Annotated in this window: 13 protein-coding genes; 3 read left to right on the top strand and 10 right to left on the bottom strand. The window is 49.5% G+C overall.

Annotated features, from left to right (window positions below):
* Nucleotides 1-67 precede the first annotated feature (67 nt).
* The 7 genes from PAT3040_RS29285 to PAT3040_RS29255 form a co-directional block, all read right to left on the bottom strand.
* Nucleotides 68-1,372 carry an ABC transporter substrate-binding protein gene (locus PAT3040_RS29285; RefSeq protein WP_258235222.1) on the bottom strand — a complete coding sequence of 435 codons (1,305 nt, stop codon included), beginning with the start codon at nucleotides 1,370-1,372 and terminating at the stop codon, nucleotides 68-70.
* Nucleotides 1,373-1,518: 146 nt separating this feature from the next.
* On the bottom strand, nucleotides 1,519-3,186 hold the full coding sequence (locus tag PAT3040_RS29280; RefSeq protein ID WP_108995464.1) for a sensor histidine kinase: 1,668 nt from the start codon (nucleotides 3,184-3,186) through the stop codon (nucleotides 1,519-1,521).
* Nucleotides 3,183-3,995 carry a response regulator transcription factor gene (locus PAT3040_RS29275; protein WP_108995463.1) on the bottom strand — a complete coding sequence of 271 codons (813 nt, stop codon included), beginning with the start codon at nucleotides 3,993-3,995 and terminating at the stop codon, nucleotides 3,183-3,185. The genes PAT3040_RS29280 and PAT3040_RS29275 overlap by 4 nt, the downstream gene beginning before the upstream one ends.
* Before the next feature lie 151 nt (nucleotides 3,996-4,146).
* On the bottom strand, nucleotides 4,147-5,577 hold the full coding sequence (locus PAT3040_RS29270; RefSeq protein ID WP_108995462.1) for an aldehyde dehydrogenase: 1,431 nt from the start codon (nucleotides 5,575-5,577) through the stop codon (nucleotides 4,147-4,149).
* A gap of 197 nt (nucleotides 5,578-5,774) precedes the next feature.
* A complete protein-coding gene (locus tag PAT3040_RS29265) occupies nucleotides 5,775-7,655 on the bottom strand; it encodes an LTA synthase family protein (RefSeq protein WP_108995461.1) in 1,881 nt (626 codons plus the stop codon).
* 138 nt (nucleotides 7,656-7,793) lie between these two features.
* Complete coding sequence (locus PAT3040_RS29260; protein WP_108995460.1) at nucleotides 7,794-9,632, bottom strand: ABC transporter ATP-binding protein; 1,839 nt, start codon at nucleotides 9,630-9,632, stop codon at nucleotides 7,794-7,796.
* Nucleotides 9,629-11,386, bottom strand: a complete 1,758-nt coding sequence (locus PAT3040_RS29255) for an ABC transporter ATP-binding protein (protein ID WP_108995459.1) — start codon at nucleotides 11,384-11,386, stop codon at nucleotides 9,629-9,631. The genes PAT3040_RS29260 and PAT3040_RS29255 overlap by 4 nt, the downstream gene beginning before the upstream one ends.
* Nucleotides 11,387-11,531: 145 nt before the next feature.
* On the opposite strand from PAT3040_RS29255, the gene PAT3040_RS29250 reads away from it, so the two are divergent.
* Nucleotides 11,532-12,296, top strand: a complete 765-nt coding sequence (locus PAT3040_RS29250) for an exodeoxyribonuclease III (protein ID WP_087569907.1) — start codon at nucleotides 11,532-11,534, stop codon at nucleotides 12,294-12,296.
* Nucleotides 12,297-12,361: 65 nt separating this feature from the next.
* Here PAT3040_RS29250 and PAT3040_RS29245 read toward each other — a convergent pair whose 3' ends face one another.
* A complete protein-coding gene (locus PAT3040_RS29245) occupies nucleotides 12,362-13,237 on the bottom strand; it encodes an aminoglycoside phosphotransferase family protein (protein WP_108995458.1) in 876 nt (291 codons plus the stop codon).
* Nucleotides 13,238-13,466: 229 nt separating this feature from the next.
* On the opposite strand from PAT3040_RS29245, the gene PAT3040_RS29240 reads away from it, so the two are divergent.
* Entirely contained in the window at nucleotides 13,467-14,279 is an 813-nt protein-coding gene (locus tag PAT3040_RS29240; RefSeq protein WP_181376907.1) for an aminoglycoside adenylyltransferase domain-containing protein, read from the top strand.
* A gap of 305 nt (nucleotides 14,280-14,584) precedes the next feature.
* Entirely contained in the window at nucleotides 14,585-17,113 is a 2,529-nt protein-coding gene (locus PAT3040_RS29235; RefSeq protein WP_108995456.1) for an SIR2 family protein, read from the top strand.
* Nucleotides 17,114-17,555: 442 nt separating this feature from the next.
* On the opposite strand, the gene PAT3040_RS39135 is transcribed toward PAT3040_RS29235, so the two are convergent.
* Together PAT3040_RS39135 and PAT3040_RS29225 are read right to left on the bottom strand one after the other, a co-directional pair.
* Complete coding sequence (locus PAT3040_RS39135; RefSeq protein ID WP_258235221.1) at nucleotides 17,556-17,876, bottom strand: Fic/DOC family N-terminal domain-containing protein; 321 nt, start codon at nucleotides 17,874-17,876, stop codon at nucleotides 17,556-17,558.
* A gap of 313 nt (nucleotides 17,877-18,189) precedes the next feature.
* Nucleotides 18,190-22,848: an S-layer homology domain-containing protein gene (locus PAT3040_RS29225; RefSeq protein WP_108995455.1), complete on the bottom strand. Its 4,659-nt coding sequence runs from the start codon at nucleotides 22,846-22,848 to the stop codon at nucleotides 18,190-18,192.
* Nucleotides 22,849-22,859: the final 11 nt, after the last annotated feature.

Raw genomic sequence — 22,859 nt, 5'->3', positions numbered from 1 at the left:
TGATCCATTCTAGGGCGTGTAATAAAAAGGGAGGCGCACCGTCGTTTGACGCCGCCTCCCCGTGGTTTTATTTGTTTCTAAGCGATTCGGCTTTTTTGTCGGCCGATTCCAGCGCCTGCTCCGGCGTTGCATGCCCACCGACGACGGCCTGAATCATTTTGCCAAGCTCGTCGATGATGGGATTTCGCAGCGTTCCCCAGCCGTTAGGAGGGAAATACACGTTGCCCTGCTCGAATGCGGCTTGAGCATCCGCGTATTCTTCCGGCATTTCGAACACGACGCCTTTCAAGTAGGAGGAACCGCCTTTGTTGTCTTCCCAGTATGCCTGCTGCCCTTCCGGAGTCGACAGCAGCTCCAGCACTTCGAACGCGGCCTCTTTGACCTTCGACTTGGCATTGATGCCGAACGCGACTCCCGGTCCGCCGACCATCCAGCCCGCTCCGCCTTTCGTCCCCAGATTCGGGAACATGCCGATGTTCATGTTGGGGTTCTTCTGTTTGAACGTGTCCATATACCAAGGACCGGATTGGAACATGGCGGCTTTGCCGCTCGTAAACTCGTCGATCGCCTGTTCTTCTTCCAAGCCGAGCATGTCCATGGTAAAGATGCCTCGTTCCAGATACTGCGTCCACGTCTGGAGAGCCGGCAGCAACGCTTCCTTCATCGTCGCTTCGCCCTTGCGGAACGCCTCGTCGAAGTCCTTGCCCTCCGCCGTGCCGATATGGTCGTTCAGCGCCAATGCGATGAAGGACTGCATAGCGACGTTTGCGTTTTTGAGCCCGATGGCTTGCGGTTTGATGCCGTTGTCGAGGAACGTCTGGGCGACGGCAAAATATTCGTCCAGCGTCGTCGGAACCGTCAAACCGTATTGAGCAAATAAATCTTTGTTGTAATACACGCCGTTGAACCAGCTTGCTTGCGGAAGTCCGTATAGTTTGCCTTCGAAGGTGACGTAGGAAGTACCCGAATCGTGGTACTTGCCGGCGAACCGATCCGTTAAATCTTCGAAGTAGCCCAGCTTTACCGTCGTGTCGTCGATTAATCCGCCTACGATATCAGGCCCTTCGCCCGCGGCCAATTGCGTCTTGATGATCGTGTCATATTGCGTCGCATCAATGAACTGATACTCCAGATCCACGTTAGGCAGTTTCTCTTCGATCAAGGCCAGCAAAGACGCCATGCTTTCTTCTTTGTTCCAATAAGAGAGACGAACTTTGGTTTTGGCGCCCGTTTCATTCGGCTCCTTGGACGAACCCGTTCCGGCCTCTTGGCCGTTCTGACCCGTATCCGGCGAAGCAGGCTGATTATTCGACCCGCATCCGGCCAAGACCGTAGTGGCTGCCAGCAGCATGGATACGACGGTAAACATCATTTTTTTCACGTACGGCACACATCCCTTTTATGTTCGAATTGGAGGCTGCGATCCCGGGCATCGCTGTTTCTTTCTGCAACTTAAGTATAGGACAGGGACAATAAGGCCGGATATATAAGCTTTTATCGATATCTATCAGAAAATCGCTAAAGTGAGGCGTCAGCGCTCAGCGGCATGCGGACCGTGACAGTCGTGCCCTTGTCGACTTCGCTTGCCAGGGATACCCCGTAAGGCTCGCCGAAGGAGAGACGAATCCGTTCCCGGACGTTCCGAAGGCCGTAACCCGGCGAATGTTCGGACAGCAATCGCATAAGCTCATCCTCTTCGATCCCCACGCCCGTGTCGCGTATCTCGAACACCAAATCTTCCCCGTCCTTGTAGCCCTTGAGCGTAAGGAGCCGCTCTCCTTCAAGCTTCTCCTTCAGACCGTGGTCGATCGCATTCTCGACGAGAGGCTGCAGGATCATCCGAATCATCGCATGCCGGAAGATGGCCTCGTCCAACTCGTACACGACTTCGAAAGCGTGCCCGGACATGATTTGTTGGATTTCGACGTAAGTTTGAACCATTGTGATCTCGTCCCGAACGGAAATCTGTTCCCTGCCTTTGTTGAGCGCCGTCCTGTAAAATTTGGCAAGCAGCGTGACGGTTCGACTCACTTCGAACGCGCCTTTTCCGATCGCCTGCGAATTGATCAGCGATAACGAGTTGTACAGAAAGTGTGGCTTGATCTGCTCTTGCAGCGCGACCAGTTCGGCTTCCTTGCGGGCGATGCGGTTTACGTACGCCTCCTCGATCAACACGTTGATCTGCCTCAGCATATGGCCGAACCGATTCGTCAACTGTCCGATCTCATCCTTGGACGCCGCGGAAACCATGATGTCCAGCTCGCCTTCCTCCACCCGCTTCATTCTCTCGTTCAGTTTCATGAGTCCATGCAGGAGCGTGCGGGAGAAGAGCAGCACAATGACGAACAACACGGCAACGCAGATGACGATCATTACGAAGGTCGCCTTAAGAATATCTTCCGTTCGCTCTCCGATATGGCTTGTGCTGGCATAATAGAACATGGACCAGCCCGAATCGGAGATGCCCCTGCGATAGCTCAAATAATCCCCATCGCCCGCCGATTCTCCTTCGTCCTGTTTAAACGTCGAGAAGATGGCGTCGCCGGTATGGCTCTCTATCGCGATGCGGTCGTCTCCGCCCACTTTCCCGATCACTTCGTTAATCAAACGATCGAAATCGAATTCGATGTACAGGATGCCTTGGCGAATGCTTTGTCCCGGTTCGTAAATGTTGCGCGTGGCAAATAGCTTCTCGCCGTCGCTCCACCAGCGGGTTGCCGTATCCATGACGGTCTCTTTGTACCACCTCGCCTCTTGGACAAGAGAAGCCGGCTGAATAAAGTTGCCGAATGGAGACTGGCGGTTCTCCGAATAAATGACGATTTCCTTCATTTCGGACATAAAAAAAAGATAGTTCCAGAAGATCGGCTCCACGTCCTCGTTCATTTCCACGGCGAACTGATAGACGTCGATCTCGCGGTTCGTAACGGCGTTTATGACTTTAGGGTTAAAGACGATGGATTTGATGGGGTATTCCTGCCGCTCGAACCGGTAGCCAAGCTCGGAGGAAAGCTGATTGGCCGCCGTCACCGCCGACGTGTTCAGTTGGCGCTTTAAATCTTCGTTAGCGCTCCCGTACGAATAAACGCCGAGAACGCTAAGCGGCAGAATGATGACGATGCAATAGGACAAAATCAGCTTCTGGCGGAGAGGCATGTCGCGAAACGCGCGAAGTAGCCCTCTCATGACCGCTCGCCTTGTTCCCTGTACTGCACGGGCGTGCAGCCGAACTGCATTCGAAACAACATGGAGAAGTAAGAGGGATTGGGGTAACCGACCGCTTGGCCAATCTCGGCGATTTTCGTATGGGTCGTCGCGAGCAGTCTCTTCGCGTTCTCCATCCGTACCGCAATGATGTATTTGCCCAGGTTTTGGCCCGTATGGTTTTTAAACAGATGGCCGAGATAGCTGGCGGAAAGAAAAACTTCCGAGGCCAAATAATCCACGCTAAGGCCGGAATCTCCATAGCGGGATTGGATAAGCGCCTGGACGTCACGGACCACCTTGCGCGTGTTCTCGTCGGATCCGCTCCCTGTTGGAAGTTCGCTTCCCCTTTGCACACCCTCATCGGATGACGAGCGGTCATCGAAGCCCGAGGCCTGAAGCTCCCGGTGCTTCCGACATTTCTCGATCGCCTTGTCCATAACGGCAGCGAATTCTTCTCGATCAAGCGGTTTCAGCAAATAATGGATGGCTCCGAGGTCGATGGCTTCCTTGGCGTATTCGAACTCGCCGAAGGCGCTGTATATAATGAGCTGAACAGACGGATTAAGCAGTTTGGCGTGACGCGCCAGATCGAGGCCGTTCATGCGGGGCATCTTAATATCGGTAAACAGGATGTCAAAGCTGTTGGAACGAAGCAATTCCAACGCTTCCTCGCCGTTCGAAGCGGTCGATACGTGCAGAGGCAAGCGTAAATTCTCGATAATGGTGCGTATCGTCCCCGTCTCGATTACTTGATCGTCTACAAGCAGAATAGCATACGTGGATTCCAAAACTTCGCCACCTTCCTCCCAAGATGCTCAACATTATAGCAGGAGGAAGAAGGGTTGGGAAGACAAGCCTTGCGGCATCCGCACAACTGACTGACAAGCGCGAACGCCAAAAAGACGAAACCGCATGGGGCTGCGTTTCGTCTTTTATGGTTTATTTCATGACCTTCCTTGCCCACTTAAGCTTCCCCTTGTAGGGGGGGAACAGGAGGCCCGGCTCAAAACGCGTCGTGCGCTTGAGCAGGCTCTTCCGATGAGAGAACAGCTCGAAGCTGTGCTTGCCATGGTACGCGCCGATGCCGGAGGAGCCGACTCCCCCGAAAGGAAGATGGTGGTTGACGATATGCGACAAGGTGTCATTGACGCAGCCGCCTCCGAAGGAGAGCCTGCCCATCACTTCCTGCTCCGCCGCTGCATCCTCCGTGAACAGATACAGCGCAAGCGGCTTGCTGCGACCGCGAACAAAGTTGATTGCCTCTTCCAGGTGAGCAAAAGTCAGCATGGGAAGAATCGGACCGAACAATTCGTCCTCCATCGCCGCGACGCCTTTCCCGTCCTCGGAAGCCTGGCCCGCGTCAATCAGCGTCGGAGCCAGGTACAAGTCGCTCCGGTTTCGCTGGCCTCCCCATACAACGCGTTTCCCGTCCGCTTCTATGATCGCCGCAAGCCTGTCGTATTGCCGCTCGCTTACGATTCGCCCATAATCCTCGCTTGTTGCGGGATCGTCGCCGTAGAACTGCCGCACGGAGTTCCGGAGCAGCTCCGACAGCCGTTCCTTTACCGACTCGTGCACGAGCAGATAATCCGGCGCGATACAGGTCTGCCCCGCATTGATCAGCTTGCCCCAGACGATTCGTTTCGCCGCAAGCTCCAGATTGGCCGTCGCGTCGATGATGGCCGGACTTTTGCCGCCCAGTTCGAGCGCAACCGGCGTCAAATGGCGGGACGCGGCTTCCATCACGATTCGCCCCACCCCCGTGCTGCCGGTAAAAAAGATATAGTCGAAAGGCGCATGGATGAGCGCCGAAGTCACCTCTTTATCTCCTTCCACGACTCTCACGTAGGCAGGATCGAAGGCGTCCGCGATCAGCTCTCTTATCGCGGCCGACACATGCGGCGTTACCTCCGACGGCTTGATGACCGCGCCATTGCCCGCGGCGATCGCTCCGATCAGCGGCTCCAGCACGAGCTGGACAGGGTAATTGAACGGTCCGATGATAAGAACGGTCCCGTAAGGCTCATAGACCAGCCTGCTGCGGCTGCCGAACAACGTCAACGGCGTCTTCACCCTGTGCGGTTTCATCCACCTTCGGATATGCTTTATCATATACGTAATACTGCCCAGCACGAGACCGATCTCCGTTGCAAAAGCTTCCGCTTCGCTCTTGCGCAGATCCTTGTACAGCGCCCCAAACAACGCCGCTTCATGCTTCGCGATCGCTCCCTTTAGCTTGCGCAGCTGCTCGATGCGAAACGCGGCATCCGCTGTCGCTCCGCATTCGAACCAGCGGCGGTGTTCCGCCAAGATCGCCTCTGCGTCCAGCCCGCTCTCCCCCGTACCGCTGGCGTTATGTCCGTGCGGCATAGCTGTTCCTCCGTTCTGCCAAGTCTGCAGCTTGCACAGTCCTGCTTTTTTATTTTAGTTTAACACTACAAGCTTTCTAACCGCTACTTGCCGATATCTAACCCCAAGCTTCCGTCTCCCTTCTCGGTACGATGCAAAAAAACGCCCATCCCCACGGGGACAGGCGCTTGCTTTTGTTATCGCCGCGATGCTTGAGATCATCGCTTCGGCAGCAGCTTCACGTATTCATCGGACAGCTTCATCAAACTAAGGATATAGTCGTAATCTTGACGATACTGGCTGAAGTCCGCGACGGGCTCCATCGTTTCGATATCGTAAGCTTTGCCGTCGTCGAAGCCTTCGCCCGGGACAAACAAAATATCATCGTTGAAAAATGATCCTGTCGGCAAATAATAACGCATGCCGATGACATTCCGAGTCGTGTTGATCAAGTCTTTGCCGAAGACGGTTGCACCCTTCTCCTTGAGATCGAGACCAAGCAGATTCGCGATCGTCGGCATAATGTCGACTTGGCCGCCGACTTGAGCGGAGGTCTCGCCTTGCACGCCAGGGACATGGACGAGGAAAGGAACGTTGAAGCGGCCGATGCGGTCATCGTATTGGATGCCGAGCTCTTCTTCGACGAATTCGACAGGCGTCTCTTTGGCTTGCAGGCCGAAGTGATCGCCATAGATGACAAGCATGGTGTCGTCCCACATACCGCTTTGCTTCAGATTCTCAATCAGCAGACCTAACGCATAATCCGTATAGTTTGTCGCTTCGATATAATAGCCCAGTTGTTTCTTTTCAAGGGATGCCGGAATTTCGATATGCTTGAATTTTTCCGGTACCCAAAACGGATGGTGGCTCGATGTAGTAATGAATTGGGCGTAGAACGGCTGGCCTTCCTCATAATGCTGCTTAAGCACGTCGAATCCGACCCGATACATTTCTTCGTCCGAGGCGCCGAGCGCATTGAACTGATCATTTTTGAAATCGGGTTTATCATAGTATTTCGTAAAACCCAGCGCGGGATACATTTGATTGCGATCCCAGAACGTGACATCGTTAACGTGGAATGTGTTGCTCACATAACCTTCGGACGCAAGCAGCCTTGGCAGTGCCGGCACTGCCCGGTCGCTATAGCCCTTGGACATGGCTTCCGTGCCTGTCGGGTAGATGCCCGTGTTGACGTTCCATTCCGCATCGGAAGTATTGCCTTGACCGATCTGTTGGAATACGTTGGTGAAATAGAAGCTCCCATCATCGGAGATCAAGTCGTTTAGAACCGGCGTAACCTCCTGGCCGTTCACGGTCAAGCCGACCATCATATCCTGGAACGATTCCAGTTGAATGACGATGACGTTTTTCCCTTTGGCCGCGCCGAACAGCTTCGGCGTGCCTGCTTCTGTTGCTTCTCCGCCAAAATGTCCGCCCACAAGCTCGGCGAGCGCTTCCGCTGTTTTTTGGGGATCGCCATCCTTAATCGCCTGGTTCTCCTTGCGCTCGTTAATGGCTGTAGCTACTTGATAATTCAGAACGCCAAGGCGCTGCGCCTGCACCAGCTCGTTGGAGATATGCAGGTCAGAGCGGATGTACAAGACCGACGCGCCTAACGCCACAACAAGCGCAATGCCGACATAAAGCGGCTTGCCCGCTCCGCTGCTTCCGTGTTTGGATGCCTTGCCGCGCATAACGATCAGCGATAATGCAATCAGGACCACAAGATCGAGGAACAGCAAGTAAAACTTAGGGTTGATCGCAGACTTAACGCTTTCTCCAACCTGACCTACCTGATCAAGGCCGCTCAGTGCCGTATACGTCGGAATACTTCCAAAAAAGGAGAAATATACGGTGCAAGCGAACAATACGAACGCGAGCAGTCCATTTACGGCCCCGAATACGAGCGGCTTCCAGCGGCTTGTTGTGAGAAGCTCCGCGATGCATAAAATGACAAGAACGGCAGCCGCGTCTGCAAGCAGGCGATCGATCTGCACCGTTCCGAAGTTAAATTGACGGAATAAGGCCATCTTCAACATAATAAGAACAAAGGTCGCCCAGAACGGCGAACGACGATATATATTCAGTATGGCATTCATGTTTCACTCACGCTCCTTGCTTTGATACCTTTTAAAATAAAGAAAAACCGTCGAAAAGACGGTTCCTCGCATAAATGTTAATTTCATATTAACGTAATTCGGCACAGAAATAAATAGGGAACTCCCGCCAAATCCGTATCATTGCGTTTCACTTTGCTCCAAATCCCCATGCCACAGCTTGCGGAACGAATCGCTGGACTCAAGCAGCGCTTCCGCGGTCCCTTCCGCTTCGATTTTGCCGTCCTGAAGGACGATTATGTGATCGGCTCTTGCAAGAGCCGCCTTCCTGTGGGAGATGACAAGGCAGGTGGCATCCCCCCGCTCGCCGAAAAGCCGATCCCATAGCTTCTCTTCCGTCTCGACGTCCAGCGCGCTGGACAAATCGTCGAAGACGAACAGCTCCGACTCCCGTACCAGCATTCGTGCCGCTGCCGTACGCTGCGCCTGACCGCCGGACAGCTTAACGCCGCGCGGGCCGATCGTCGTCTCTAGCCCATCGGGAAACTTCGCCAGATCGTCCTCCATAACGGCCGTGCGCAAGGCGCGATCCAGCTTGACTTCATCGTCGGGCTGGCCGAGCAGAATATTCTCGCGCAGCGAATCGCTGTACAGCCTTGGTACCTGTGCGGTATAGGCGCTTCTCGGCGGGATAAAGAAGTCTCCGAGCTCCCCCTTTACCATCCGTCCGTTCCATTGCACGATGCCGCCATCCTTGGGCAGCAGCCCCAGCAGGACGCGGGCAAGCGTTGTTTTGCCGGAGCCGATCGGTCCTGTCACGACCGTAAAGGAGCCTCTGGGCAGCCGCAGCATAATATCCTCGATTCCTCTCCCCGTCTCCGGATAACGGTAAGTCAAGCCCGTTGCTTCCAGCAGCTCAAGCTGCTCGAACGAAGATACGCCGGCGCTTCCTCCAAGCCCGGACCCGACAACCGAAGAAGAAGACTCGCCTCCTGGGCTAACCGCATGATCGATGACCGCGCCTTTTCTCTCCAAGCCAAGCGCCCGATGCGCCGTCAGAACGGAGGTCGGGGCGCCCTGCAGCATAAAGGTTAGTCGTCTCAGCGCCACGCCCATCTGCTTGAAGTACGTGAGGAACTTGCCGAAGTTGGAGATGAACTGAGTCACGAACGTTAAATAATAGACGAACAGCGCAAAATCGCCGACCGTGAATTCCCCGCCCCTCATCTTTTGTCCCGCCAGCAACAGAATCAATCCGGTGCCAATGTTAACGGTATTGGAAAAGATGGAGTCCAGCATTTCGGTCATCAGCTTGTCCTTCAGCATGGTGCGCCTGCGGTTCTCTCCAAGTCCCCGGAAGCGGTCAACGACGCGTCCCTCCGCCCCGGCCACTTGTATGGCCTGCACGTTGCCGAACATCTCGCTAATCGCCCCGGTAACCTTGGACGTCGCTTCCCGGCTCGCCTCTCTGTACTTTTGCAGTCTGGCCGTCGCCAGCTGCGCCGCGATGACTACGAGCACAAGGGGCAGGAATACGAGCAGGGTCATGCCCGCATCGATCCCGATCAGAATATAGCAGGATACCGCGGCGAAGCACGTCATCCCGAATACGTCTACCGACCAGCTGACGGCTTCTTCCGTCTGATCCACATCATCGCGGAAGTAGCTGATCCCTTCGCCGGGCGAGCAAGGAATCGCCTTGGCGCCGGGCTCCTTGAGCACATGCTCCAGCAGATTCCGCCTAATGAGCATGCCGATTCGAAAGCGGAATTGCACATCCGTAATAAAGCCGAACCAGATAAACACGCTGCGGGCAAGAGCAGCGGCAATAAGCAGCATAACAATCAAACCGACGCCAAACTCCGCAGGCTGATCGGGTACAAGCGAATCAAAAAACGCTTTGGTCAGGAGGCCGGGAAAAATCGGCATCAAATAAATAATCGTCCAAAGAACGGCGTTGGCGATGTACCAGCTCTTGCGATAGCCGATCAAACGCATCATATAGGTGAATGTGCTCAAGCCGTCACCTCCTCCAATCCAATGGCAAGCATGCGGCTAAACCGCGATGAAGGATCGCCCGCCAGCTTTTCGCGATCTCCGCTTTCCGCCAGCACGCCTCCATCCATAATGGCAATTCGGCCCGCTCGCTGAATCGTGGACAGCCTGTGGGCAATAATGATGCATGTCCGCCCTTGAAGAAGCCTGTCTACGGCCTTCTCCAGCCGCTGCTCCGTGAGCGGATCAAGGCGGGACGACGCCTCGTCCAAAATGACAAGGCCCGGGTTCTGCAGAAAGACGCGCGCGAACGCGAGCAGTTGCCCCTCTCCTGCCGACATGCTTCCGCCGCCGGAATCGAGCGTTGTATCCAGACCATCCTTAAGCGAGCGCAGCCAATCGCCGAGCCCAAGCTCTTCTAATACGGCGCAAATCGCCTCGTCTGTAATAGAAGGATCGTAGAAGGTCAGATTATCGCGGACCGTGCCTTGAATGATCTCGATATTCTGGGTAACGATCGCGACTGTGCTCCGGAGCTCGGATAACTTCATATCCCGAATATCGGTTCCGTTAAGGCGGATTGCCCCTTGCTGAGGATCGTAGAAGCGCAGCAGCAATCTCGCGATCGTCGTCTTTCCGCTGCCCGTACGCCCTAGCAATCCCAACACCTCTCCGGGTTTCAAATCCAGATTGAGACCCTTGATGGTCGGGGACTCTCCGTAGCTGAACGACATCCCGTTAAACGATACCGCAACCGGACCGTCCGCAAGCTTGACGCCGGGACCGTCCTTAATGCCGGACTCCATCGCCATCAACTCGCGAATGCGATGCATGCTGGCGTCCGCCTTCTGCAGGTCCTCAATCTGGGTCCGGATCTTCTCGATCGGCTTGGCCAGCAGCTCCGTGTAGAAAAAGATCAAATATACGGTGCCGATCGTAATGGCTCCCGTCTTCCACAGATATGCGCTGATGACGAACGCCATAACGTTGCCGAGCGCAAATACGATGATCGTCGTGATCCACATCGACGCGAAGCCGAGGAACGCCTTCTGTCTAAGCGGCAGCATGCGGCGGATCAGCCCGTAAAATCGGCCCATGACGTAGCCGGAAGCGCCGTTCGCCCGCGTATCCTCCGTCCCCTCCAGATGCTCACCGGTAAAGCCGTAATACTCCGCGTTAATGCTCCTCCAGTCACGCCACACCGGCGCGGCGTATTTGCGGATATGCTGCACGATAAACACCGCGAACACGACGAAGAGCAGCATGCCGGCTCCGATCCAGACGTTCTCGAGAAACAGCAGGACGATGATGCCGATCATAAGGAGCAAATTGCCGCCCAGATGAATTATGAAGCTGGAGAAAAAATTGGCTAAAGCGTTGACGTCGCCATCCACACGCTCGATAAGCGAGCCCGACGTATTGGACTTATGAAAGTCCATATCCAGTCGCAAACAATGCTCCGCCAGATCGCCGCGAAGCTTGTTCGTTGTTTTCCATGCGAGATTTTCGCCGACATATGTCGATATGATCGCGATGATTTGCTGCATTATAGAGAAGCCGATAAACAGCAGGGCAGCGTACATCAGCTTCTCCAGAGGCTCGTCCGAGCCAGCTGTGTCAATGAAATAACGAATGACTTGCGGACTGGCAAGCTGCAGACCGATCAAGCCGAACAGCAGCAGCGTCAGAGCGATCAGCGAGCCTCGGTGCGGGAACAAATATTGTCCCAATAACTCGGCATACACCTTTATCCCGCCGGATTTTGTTGTTTTATTCATCCTACTCACTTCCCGCTTTCTCCCATTTGACAAACGTACGTTCCCTCATTCTATCACAAAGTCTCCTATATGGGTTGTATCTCTTTGAGTGATTTGATATTTTTGAAATACTATAGTAAGGCGAGGAGACGAAATAACGATGGGTATCAAATTGGTTTCATGGAATGTAAACGGGCTTCGGGCTTGCGTCGGCAAAGGTTTCCTGGACTACTTCAAGGAGATGGACGCGGACATCTTCTGCCTCCAGGAGACGAAGCTGCAGGAAGGCCAGATCGAGCTGCCGCTGGGAGACGAATACTACCAATTCTGGAATTACGCGCAAAAGAAAGGGTACTCCGGTACCGCCATCTTTACGCGATATAAGCCTCTATCCGTCCGTTACGGCATGGAGACCGACGAAGAGCCGGAAGGCCGCATCATTACGTTGGAATTCGAACAGTTCTATATGGTTACCGTCTATACGCCGAATGCGAAACGCGACCTCTCCAGACTGGAGTACCGGGTGGAATGGGAGGAGCGATTTAAATGTTATTTGAACGGACTGGACAAGTTGAAGCCTGTCGTCGTATGCGGGGATCTAAATGTCGCGCATGCGGAGATCGATATCAAAAACGCGAAATCCAACCACGGCAATTCCGGTTTTACCGCGGAAGAACGCGGATGCATGACGAGCCTGCTGGATTCCGGCTTCGCCGATACGTTCCGCCGGCTCTATCCGGATCGCTCCGACGTGTACACCTGGTGGTCCTTTATGCCGAAGGTACGCGAACGCAATGTCGGCTGGCGGATCGACTACTTCCTCGTGTCGGAGCGGCTGGTCCCGCTCGTCAAGGACGCCGGCATCGACGCCCATATTATGGGCAGCGACCACTGCCCCGTAACGCTGGAGATGGAGGAATTGGAGCGCTGAGCTAATGATTCGCTGCCATGGCCTGGGGCAGGTGTCCGCTGCGCGCCAATCGGGGAGCAACAACGCTAACTTGTCAGTTCTTCTGCCATTGCCGCCCATAGAGGCCACGCTTCCAAATAAGCAGGCAAATCTTCCGGATGGTGCATGAGACAGATCGCGATTCTGCAATAGAGCTGGAACGCCGTCTCGAGAATCACTTCCCCTGGTTCGACCGTCCGTATGTTCAACTCGTTGTAGGCGCCCAGCAGCGTCTCGACGTTTAAGTCGTCCGGAGACGAGCAAAACGCGTAAGTAAAATCGTAAAGAATCGGCCCGGCGATCGGCGACGGGTCGATGACGCCTGTCATTTTGTCCTCGTCGAACACGAAATTATGAACGCCGGTGTCGCCGTGCAGCCAGTACTTATCCTCCTCGCCCCAGTCCCGGAGCTTCTCCTTCCATACCCGTTCGACCAGTTCATGGTCCTTCGCAGGCAGGTAGTCACCAATCCGTTCCGACGCGAAGACAAGGCTTCTCCCGTTGAATTCGCGCCATGACTCGCAAGGCGAATCCGGTCTTCCATATCCTTGGAACGATTGTTCCAGCTTATAATGATTAAGCAGACCTCGCGCCAGCTCGCTCATCCAATCCTTTTTGCCGCCGCGATTGACGTGCGTCGTTCCATCCTGATACTCATACAGCAAATAACGGTGCTCCGGATCCACATATAGCAGCTTAGGCAGCAAATACGCTTCTGCATAACGTATGAGGAACTGCGCCGTTTCCCGCGTATATTCGGCCTCTTCGAGCTTTAGCACGTACGACGGCACTCCGTTCCTGGACAGGATGAAAACTTGCCCCTCCGTCGTTCCTTTGGCTGCCTCGACAGCCATTTCCTCCACACGGCCTATGATTTTCAAGCCTGCCAACTTCTCCAAAATTTCATGCAACGAGCCGTTCATCTTCGTCCCCTACTTTCCATGTCGTCAAGCCTTAACCCTTCTCTGAATTAAGTATAGCCCATTCTCCGAGCGACGCCCGGTAAAGTTCGGCTATAAATTTCCTCTCACCTTGCGGAGATAGGCTCCAAGGATTTACAGTTCTAAATAGCGATTCTTTAACGACCACGGATTGGAAATAAAAAACCATGCGATCGGAATCATGACGATTCCAAGGCATGGAAAGGGGAAGATGATGAAAGCATACCAATGGCAAAACTGCCCGCCGAACGTTAGACGGCAGGCAGAGCTGATCACCAATTATTTGTATGATTATTTAGGGAGCGCGCTTGTCGGAGTATACATCCACGGCAGCATCGCGCTTGGCAACTTCTTGCCGGCCAGGAGCGATCTCGATTTGCTGGTCGTCGTCGATCGCGCTTTGACGGCCAAGGAACGATTCAAGCTGATGATCGCTTTCCTCAGCCTGCATCGCCAGCCTGTCCATGTGGAAGCCAGTATTGTGCGCAAGTCGGATATGGACAACTGGACATTCCCGACGCCCTACGAGTTCCACTTCAGCGAACATTGGCGGAAGCGGTTCGAAGCGATGGAGGCCCGCGAGGACGACTCGTTCTGGCAGTTCGAAGGCGAGGCGACGGACAGCGACCTGGCTTGCCATGTCAAACTGGCAAGACAAGCGGGAATCGCCTTATACGGTCCTGAGCCGAGCGACGTTTTACCTGAAGTACCCCATGATGATTTCTGGCAATCCATTCGCGCCGACGCGGACTATTACGCGAAGCACAGCGGCGATCTGGAGAACGCGGGCATCTTGTCCCTGCTTCGCATCTGGGCCTATAAGGAGCTTGGCGAGATCCTCTCCAAGGTAGATGCATGCCGCTGGGCAGAAGGCGCGCTTCCAGAAGAGCTTCGACACATTGCCGTAAATGCGATGAATGAATATGCGATGAACGCCGCTCCCGCCCACTGCAACCAGTCCGAACTCCTCGCCTTCAAAACCTTCTTGTTGAATCGGATAGATGCAACTGTTTCGGTTGGTTGATAGTTTCGCTTGTGAAATTCATACGGTGGAGGATAATTTTGCGGAAGGGACTACTTTATCCAGCGACAACATGTTCCTGGAGTAACTTTAGCTGTAGAAAGCCTCTTGACGCGATCTTCGGACAGGGGTTCAACTCCCCTCGCCTCCACTATGTAAATCCACAACCGCATAAGGTTGTGGATTTTTGCACGTTACGAGAGGTCAAGTGCCGTAAATTTTTCTGGTTAAAAATATCCATTTTTAAAGCAGGGTTTAAGAAGTATTTATCGAAATATGTAAAATAAAAAAGTAAAGGAGTTCGTTCTGTGGGAAATGAAACCGCAACTATGGAAGTTAATCAGGAAGCGATAGACAAAATAAAGCATATACTACTAAAGGAGAACCCGATCTTATTTTTGGGTGCAGGTTTTTCTTATGGGACAAAAAATGCTGCTGGTAGGTCGATTCCAATAGGTGATGGGCTGAAAGAATTGATCCTTAGTGAGTTATTGAAATATGATATTGACTCCGAGGAATATCAAGAACTTAATAAATATCCTTTATCAAAAGTTTGTCAGTACGTGGAGGATGAATATAGTAGAGAGTTCTTGAATGATTTTATTTGCGAAGTATTTCGAAATACAACTCCACACGATTACCACTTTAATATTTGTAAATTCAACTGGTCAAAGATTTATACAACAAATATTGATGATATGATGGAAACAGTTTATCGTCAAAGCGGAAAGGATATTCTGGTACAGAATTTAAGTCGTGCCTCTACTTTGAAAAAAAATTGCACCCAGTATTTTAAACTTCATGGATGTATTCAGAATCCATCCGGAGGATTTACATTTAGTACTGCAGAGTATATAGATTCTATGTTAAGTCATCAGGATTTTCGATTTAGTAGTTTTAACATAGATATTCAAAAGGAACACTTTATATTTCTTGGTACTTCTTTTGACGAAGTAAACCTTGATTATTATTTAGAACTGTACAAAAATGCTGGATTCTCATCACGCGGTCAACTTTTCTTTATTTCACCTAACCCATCGCTTATTCTACAAAGTAAAGTGAGAAAATTAAAAGGTAATATCATTCGGTGGACCACTAAAGAGTTTCTACATTTTATAAACAACAACATTTCTCAACAAGTGGATAAAAGCAAGAATACAGAAAGAATGCTTTTCCACAGGGGATTTGTAACATTTGATTACTTTAAAAAAGAATATAATGATAATAATTTAATAGAAAGTAAGTTATATTCAGGTGATGAGCCAATAATGGATGATATCATATCAGAGTGGGATTTTAAACATCCAATTGTGGATCAAATAGTAAGTGATATATCAAATCGGAGGGCATCGTGTTTTACTATCTATGGGAAAACATTAATAGGAAAAAGTTGCAGTTTGTTAAGGATCGGGCAAGAACTGTATAGGGATGGTTACTGTGTGATCCTATTTAATGGACGAGATTTTGATACAAATGTATTAAAAGAATTTGTTGCCCAGAATAAAACCAAGAATAAATTTGTTGTACTAATAGATAATGCAAGTTACTTCTATAATGTGATTTCTAATTTTAAGCATCTTGTTTCTGGTAAAACCATTTTTTTTATTACTACTTCAAGAACTTATCTTCATACAAGAAAGAGATATGCGTTGTTAAATGGTTCATTTAAAGAATACTTCTTTGACTCAGAAATTACTAGACCATATGCTCAAATTATTGTCAATAAGCTTAGAGAAAAGGGCTATTTGGGAGAGTTAGCAAAGTTAGCGGATGAAGAATCTAAGTTGGATTATTTTGTAAATAAAAACGATCTGATGTCAGGAATGTTGGAATTAACTTATGGAAAAGGTTTCATTAGGCGCTTTACAAAGGAGTTGAATGCCGAGTTAAGTAAAAATGATATGAGATTAAAAAGCTTATTACTTGACCTTGCTATTATTGACAAGGCTGAACTAGCCTCGTTTCCAGTTGAGTTGATCGCCATGCTTTATAAAACGAATACCAATGATCTAATAAATAAGGTATCTAACTACATAAAACAGACTAAAAATAAAAATTATAGATTGCGTAGCAGTTATTTTACAAGTAAAATATTGGATGACTCTGGAAAAGAAATTCTTGCTCGGAACGTAAAAGATATATTAATAGCAATATCACCGCAAGTTATAGAAAAATCGAAAAATTACTGGACTGAAATGTTTGAAACTTTGCTTAAAGAGAAATTCCTTTCAAAAATACTTAAAATTGATAAAGGTAATATCCGAAAGTTGTTGGTTGAACTTCAAAATTATTATTCTGACACGAGTTATTATTGGCTACAGTTGGGTTTGGCAGAACAAAAATTGAGCGATTATGAGAAGGCATTAAATCATTTTAGGCAAGCCGAAGCGATTTCGCCGACCTCTTATCATGTTCAACATGCTATAGGAAGAAACTTCATGAGACATGCTAACAGTAAGAGGAATATTGTTGAGTCATCGAATTTGTTTAAAGAAGGCGAGAAAATAATTCTATCATTGATAAACGAAAAGGAGCTCTTTCAAGCCAAGTCTCACTCTGTACATTGTTATTTATATGAGAAAATCTACTTTATGAAGAAATTTCAGGTTGATCCTACAAATGAAGAATTAAAAGAGTTAAAAAGATACCTTGATCAACTTACCGAAAAAGACGAGGAGGGAGTTATGGTTAAAGATATTACTAATTACTTTTATAATTATTTAAATGGAATTGGGAAGTTGAGTATGATCAAGGTTAAGTTGTCAGACTTGAATAAATATAACTTTATATTTCAAGAGTACGATAAAGATGTATTACTTGATTATGACTTAGATTAATACCGTTTGAATAGTTGAATAATTAAACTGAATATTTCGCTATTCACACTTCGGTGAATTGTGGTTTTACACAACCACGGTTCGCCTCCACCATCAACCCCCAGTCCGCGTAAGGACTGGGGGTTGTGTTGTTGTCGAGTTATCTCAATTTATCTAATAGGTTGTAATAGTAATATGTTTTCGATCTCAGCCTGCCATCAGAAAAAATCATTTTGTTGGCTTCTAAAACGTTTAGATAACTTCTACATGTTGCTTCTGATAAATCAGTCGAAGAACAAATGGTTTGGACTGTAAAAATTGGTTTTTGAAAGATGCAGTCAACTACTTTTTTTTACTCCGCTACTATTAATCAATGATTGTGCTAAATCTAAATCATGATCATATAAGGTATTCACATCAGGATCGTTAATATAGATTTCGAGATTATTCATAAATGTGTCAACTAGCTGTGGTTGCGGCGGAATATACGTTGCAGTCTCCATAGAACAGCACTCAGGACCAATGAAATAAGCGTTACATGCATCTCTTTAAACAATCTTGTCGAAAGCGGTAAAACGGCAAGTCTATTCATGCCCTCACGAAGCGCGTGATAATAATTTAGCACTTCTTGAATATCTTTGTTAATTTTTCTACTGTGTGCCTCCACTTCAAGAACTTCATCAAGAGTTACTTGAGTGCCCTCAATTTTTGTGGATTGAACAGCTTCATTAAGCATTACTAGATTCAATATGAAATGAGACGGGAGCCTCGTATTCTGAAGCAGTACTTGATATTGAGCTACCTATTTATTGGCTTCAATGAGTTAGTGAATAAACATCAGTTGATCTACTCGTTCACTAGTAAGGGATAAGTTGTCAGGCGTGAAAGGTACCTTAGCCATTCTAAACCTCGACTTCTGTTTTTTAGACCTTGATATTTTTCACATCATACCCTAATAATAATTGTAAATACCACGATTATTTTCGATACCAATCATTAATGTTAGTTTTTTCGCTTTATTTTTACCTATGGTTTCTATGAGAATAAAAACTGCGCTTCTGAACGCAACGTTCAGAAGCGCGGTATACGCTACAAGGCTATTTTTGTTTCAATAAATTCAAAATAGCTTGAATCGCTTCGGCACGGCTTGTATGCGCTTCGGGATCGAACAACCCATTGCCTTTCCCTTGCATCAAACCAATCGCCAACACTTGATTTATATCATCTTGAGCCCATGTTGCGATGCGGTCGGCATCGATAAATCGATCAAGCGCTTCGCTTGCGTCAGACGTTTGGCCTGTCAATCGCACATAGGCTCTGAACAACATGACTGCCATCTGCTCCCGACTGATCTCGGCATTCGGGGCAAAACGTTCTTTGTCTATTCCCTTAACAATACCCGCCTCATAAGCTGCAGCCAATTCTTTTGTATACCATGCATTTGCGTTCACGTCGGAATAAGTGACAGCAGTAGTGCTTGCAGGCAACTTCAATGCGCGAACTAACATCGACGTGAATTCCGCGCGGGAGATCAATTGCTTCGGTCTGAAGCTGCCGTCCGTGTAGCCCTTGACAATACCAAGATCAACAGCTTCTTTAATCACGGCTTCCGCCCAGTGCCCGGCGATGTCTGTAAAATTGGTCGAAGACGCTTCCGGTGTATCCGTATCATCCGGATCGGGATCCTCAGCCGCTTCCGATGGCACTGTGGGTTGTACGGGATTAGAAGGATAATAGTTATACGGCAGTGTCTTGAATGTCCCTGTCAAAGCCTCGCTTTCATTGCCTGCCGCATCGATTGCAATAATCTTGAAGTTAAAGTTCGTATTCTCTGTCAGCGATGCAACCGTATACTCATTTGAAAGTCCGCTAACCGTGCTAACGAATTGATTGTCCAGATAGATCTTGTAACCAGATACACCGACATTGTCGATCGCCGCAGACCAGCCCAGTTTCATGCTTGTTTGCGAAATATCCGTTGCAAACAACTCGCTTTGCGGCGGCCACGTCGGACTGATCGATTCGCTTCTCGTCTCGAAAGTGGAGACGGTGGCATTGGCTAGCAAGTTCCCGCTTGAATCTTGAACTGCTGATGCTGGAATAGACAAAGTATAGCTTGCGTCATTAATCAACTCATCATTGGGCTGAATAACCAGATCATAACCTGAAGCTGTTACCTGGACAGGCACTTCCACGTCACCAAGATATAATTTCACTTCCTGAAATGAGGTTCCCGGTTGAATAATTTCGTCGAATGTTGCAATCATTCTCTTGTTGATCGATACGTTTGCCTGCTGATGCAATGGATTCAGATTCCGTAAAACAGGCGCATATAGGTCTGCCCGATCGATTCTATACTTGTATAAATCCGCACCATTCGCAAAATACAAGTTGCCCTCATGATCTTGCGTCAAATGCGTGCCGCTATCTGCGAGTAATTCCATTTCCAACGTTTCTGCATCGATGCGGTATATACCGCTAGGAATTCTGACATACAAATCTCCACTTTGATCAACGACCAGATAAGTTGGTTTAAATGCGTGGTAGGTTGCGCACCATGAACAAGAATAGAGCTCTTTTGTCAGAACCGTCTCCTTGGTCGTCGGATTGAACTTGAACAACGTATTCATGGTCAGCCCCCATATATTCCCGTCTTTATCCCATTCTAAGGACGAGATTAAGGTTGCGCCAGGTACCGGTGCTCCTTCCCACGCAACTTCCTCAAGCGCTTGGTCCCAGATAAATAACTTTGCTTCTGTTTCTGTCGGGTATCCCCCAAGTCCTCCCCAAATCGATGTCCCTCCATAGATCAATCCGTTTTTGGATAGCAACGGGACAATGCTTTGATTCTCGACGACTTGGCGATGAACGCTGTAATTGCCTGCTTCGGGATTATAAATGGTCAAAGCGCCGCCCAGCAGCCCATAATCGGGCACTGTTCCCATCGCGAGCACGTCCCCGGACCAAGTAAAGCCGTATGGCCGATCTTGGCCTTCCGCTTTCAGCCCGACGATCGATTGAGGATTTGAGCCGATCGCATAAGGCTGTGCAAAATCAAAGCTGTAAAGGTATGCACCGGGGTAGATGCCCATATATAATTTGCCGTCATAAAATAGGCCCGACTCGATTTGGTTAATTGCGCCTTTCGGATATTCATAAAACTCATCCGTAACCGGATCATAAGCGGACAATCCGCCAGATTGAAAGCCGCTCGTATAGATTTTCCCATCGTGACCTGTGCCCACCCAGTTGATAATCGTGGGTTCTCCCGGGATTTGGCTTTCTGCTATTTTAATGCTCCCAGTCGTCGGGTTAATCATCCGCATTCTGCCTACGGCATCAATAGAGATTAATGTCTCTCCTGGGAAATCAGGCTCGTTTAAGTGAACCCATCCAAAGCTTCTCGCACTCCAAAACCTGGAGTCTTCTCCAATCAGCGTCTTGTTCTTCGTCACGGGATCATAACCGATTATTTTTCCTGCACTGAACATGTAAACCTTGTTATCGGAGCTTAAGGGTGATACATCAATGCCGCTTATATTGGTCAAAGTATCGATCCATTGCTCCTCAACCAGATCATAGACAAGCACTGCTCCTGCATTCACAACTCTGGCGAATAAATAATCTCCCCGCACATTGACATCGTATACGCTCGATTCATTCGCATAAGCCGAAGGGAGCGCAATCTCATTCTTTGTGCCCGTGATGCTGTCGACTTCAAATAATCTGGCTTTTTCAGTGCCGAGGCCGACATAAAGCTTGCCATTCCACCAGTCGATCGAACGCGTATATTTAACCCCTTCGACTACACTGCCATAATCCTGGAATTGTTCTGTCTCGGTGTTGTATTGAAAAACTTTACCATTCGGGTAAGTGCCTCCGTAGATATTCCCCGCGTCATCAACGGCCAAGCGCCACAGAAATGTCTCTCCCTCAATCGCTACTCCCAAGTCGGTCATTTGACCTTGCTGGCCGCTGCTGCCTGGCGTCCAACGAAACAGTTTTCCGCCGATCGTCGAAATGTACACGCTTCCATCTTGAGCGGTAACCAAACCCCATGAGCCTCCCCCGCCAGGCAACTGATGCTGCTCCACAATGGTGTTCGTATGCGAATCGACAACAAAAAATCTTGCAGTCGCTCCATTGATAACGGTGTACGTCCACTCCTCGTTATTGGGACCTGTGCCGTAGGCGGCAGCATTTATGCCGACATTATGAACTGCCGGTCCAAGGTTGAAACTTTTCTTCTCTTGCTTGACATAGCTAACATTATCAAAATAACTGATGCATGTCCCCAAGCTATTGGAGTGCAGCATAATTTCCGCGTATACGGCATCAGCAGGCACATCGTCCATAAATGTCAAGGTAGACCACTCGTTCAAGGGCTGCGTATAATAGGCCTTAATTTTTGAACTGAGCAATTCGTTGCTTTGGTTATAATAATAAATGTAAATCAAAGGACTTCCTTGCTCGACGTAGGCATCAACTTTTAACAAATAAGGATTGCCCCCGCTGATTGGTACTTTATTGCTCCGCAGATAGACAGAGGTTTCCGTACTTGTATCCACCAACTTCATCGCTTTACCTGTCCGGCTTCCGGGCAGATTATCTTCTATAGTGATACCGCCCGTGCTCCATATTTGATTCCAGCCGGGAATTTTGTTGTTGACAAGCGGCAGCTCGAATCCGGCATTTGGTACATCGGATGTCAGCATTTCAAGGGACACGTCGTCAAAATAACCCGTAAAGGTGCCTGGTCCATTGGAGTGCAGCATGACTGCCGCATGCGTAGCTTCGACAGGAACTTTTGTCTCCATATAAAGTGTCTTCCACTCATAAGTAGTCGCTCCGTAATAGCCCTCGATCGCATAAGGAGATATTTCATTCCCGTTACTGTCATAGAAATAAATGATGATGACTGGCGCACCAGATTCAATATAAGTATCCAAGGATAACAAATATCGTTTGTCTGCCTGAATCGGAATTTTATCGCTTCTCAGATAGACCCCGCCTGCCGTGCTCGAATCCTCCAACCGTAAGGCTCTCCCGGCACGATTGTCGGGCAAGTTGCTCGACACACTGATACCCGTTGTGCTAAATACCTGTGTCCAGTTTTGACTTTTTCCGCTGACAAGCGGCTTCTCGAATCCCGCGTTGGCTACTGGACCAACGATTTGCTCGATCCTGAAATCATCGAAATAAGCAGAACATGTTCCGACTCCATTCGAGTGCGGCATTACCGCGGCGCTTACTGCTCCTTCAGGCGCAACAGCTTCTAAATAAATCGAAGTCCATCGCTCGGAAGGCGTCCCGTAATAACCATCCGTTACACTCGTTAACTGCGTTCCATTCACGTCGTAGAAATAAATAATCATCACCGGCGCGCCGGATTCAATATAGGTATCGACAGCCAAACGATAGGTTTGCCCCTGCACCACTGGAAACTTGTCACTTCTCAAATAAACGGCCGAAGTTGTACTTGCGTCGACAAGCTTCATGGCTTTGCCAGTATGTCCTGCTGGTAAAGACTCTTCTATTGTAATGCCGCTTGTGCTCCAGATCTGGGACCAGCCAGGTATGACCCCGCTCACAACGGGCTCCTCGAATCCTGCGTTTGCAATCACATTGACTTCATTGACTTGAGTCGTTGGATCGTCGTTTGCCTTGACGTCGCCAATTGGAAACAAAGTCGCACTAAGCATGCTAAAACAAACAAGACTGCATAACCAAGTTGTCATCTTGTTTTTCAAAGCCACGAGAATCACCT

Origin of the sequence: Paenibacillus agaridevorans (assembly GCF_003112455.1) — a bacterium.
Lineage (GTDB): Bacteria > Bacillota > Bacilli > Paenibacillales > Paenibacillaceae > Pristimantibacillus > Pristimantibacillus agaridevorans.
Note: the sequence above shows the minus strand (reverse complement) of the source record. Positions and strands in the feature narration are given on the sequence as shown.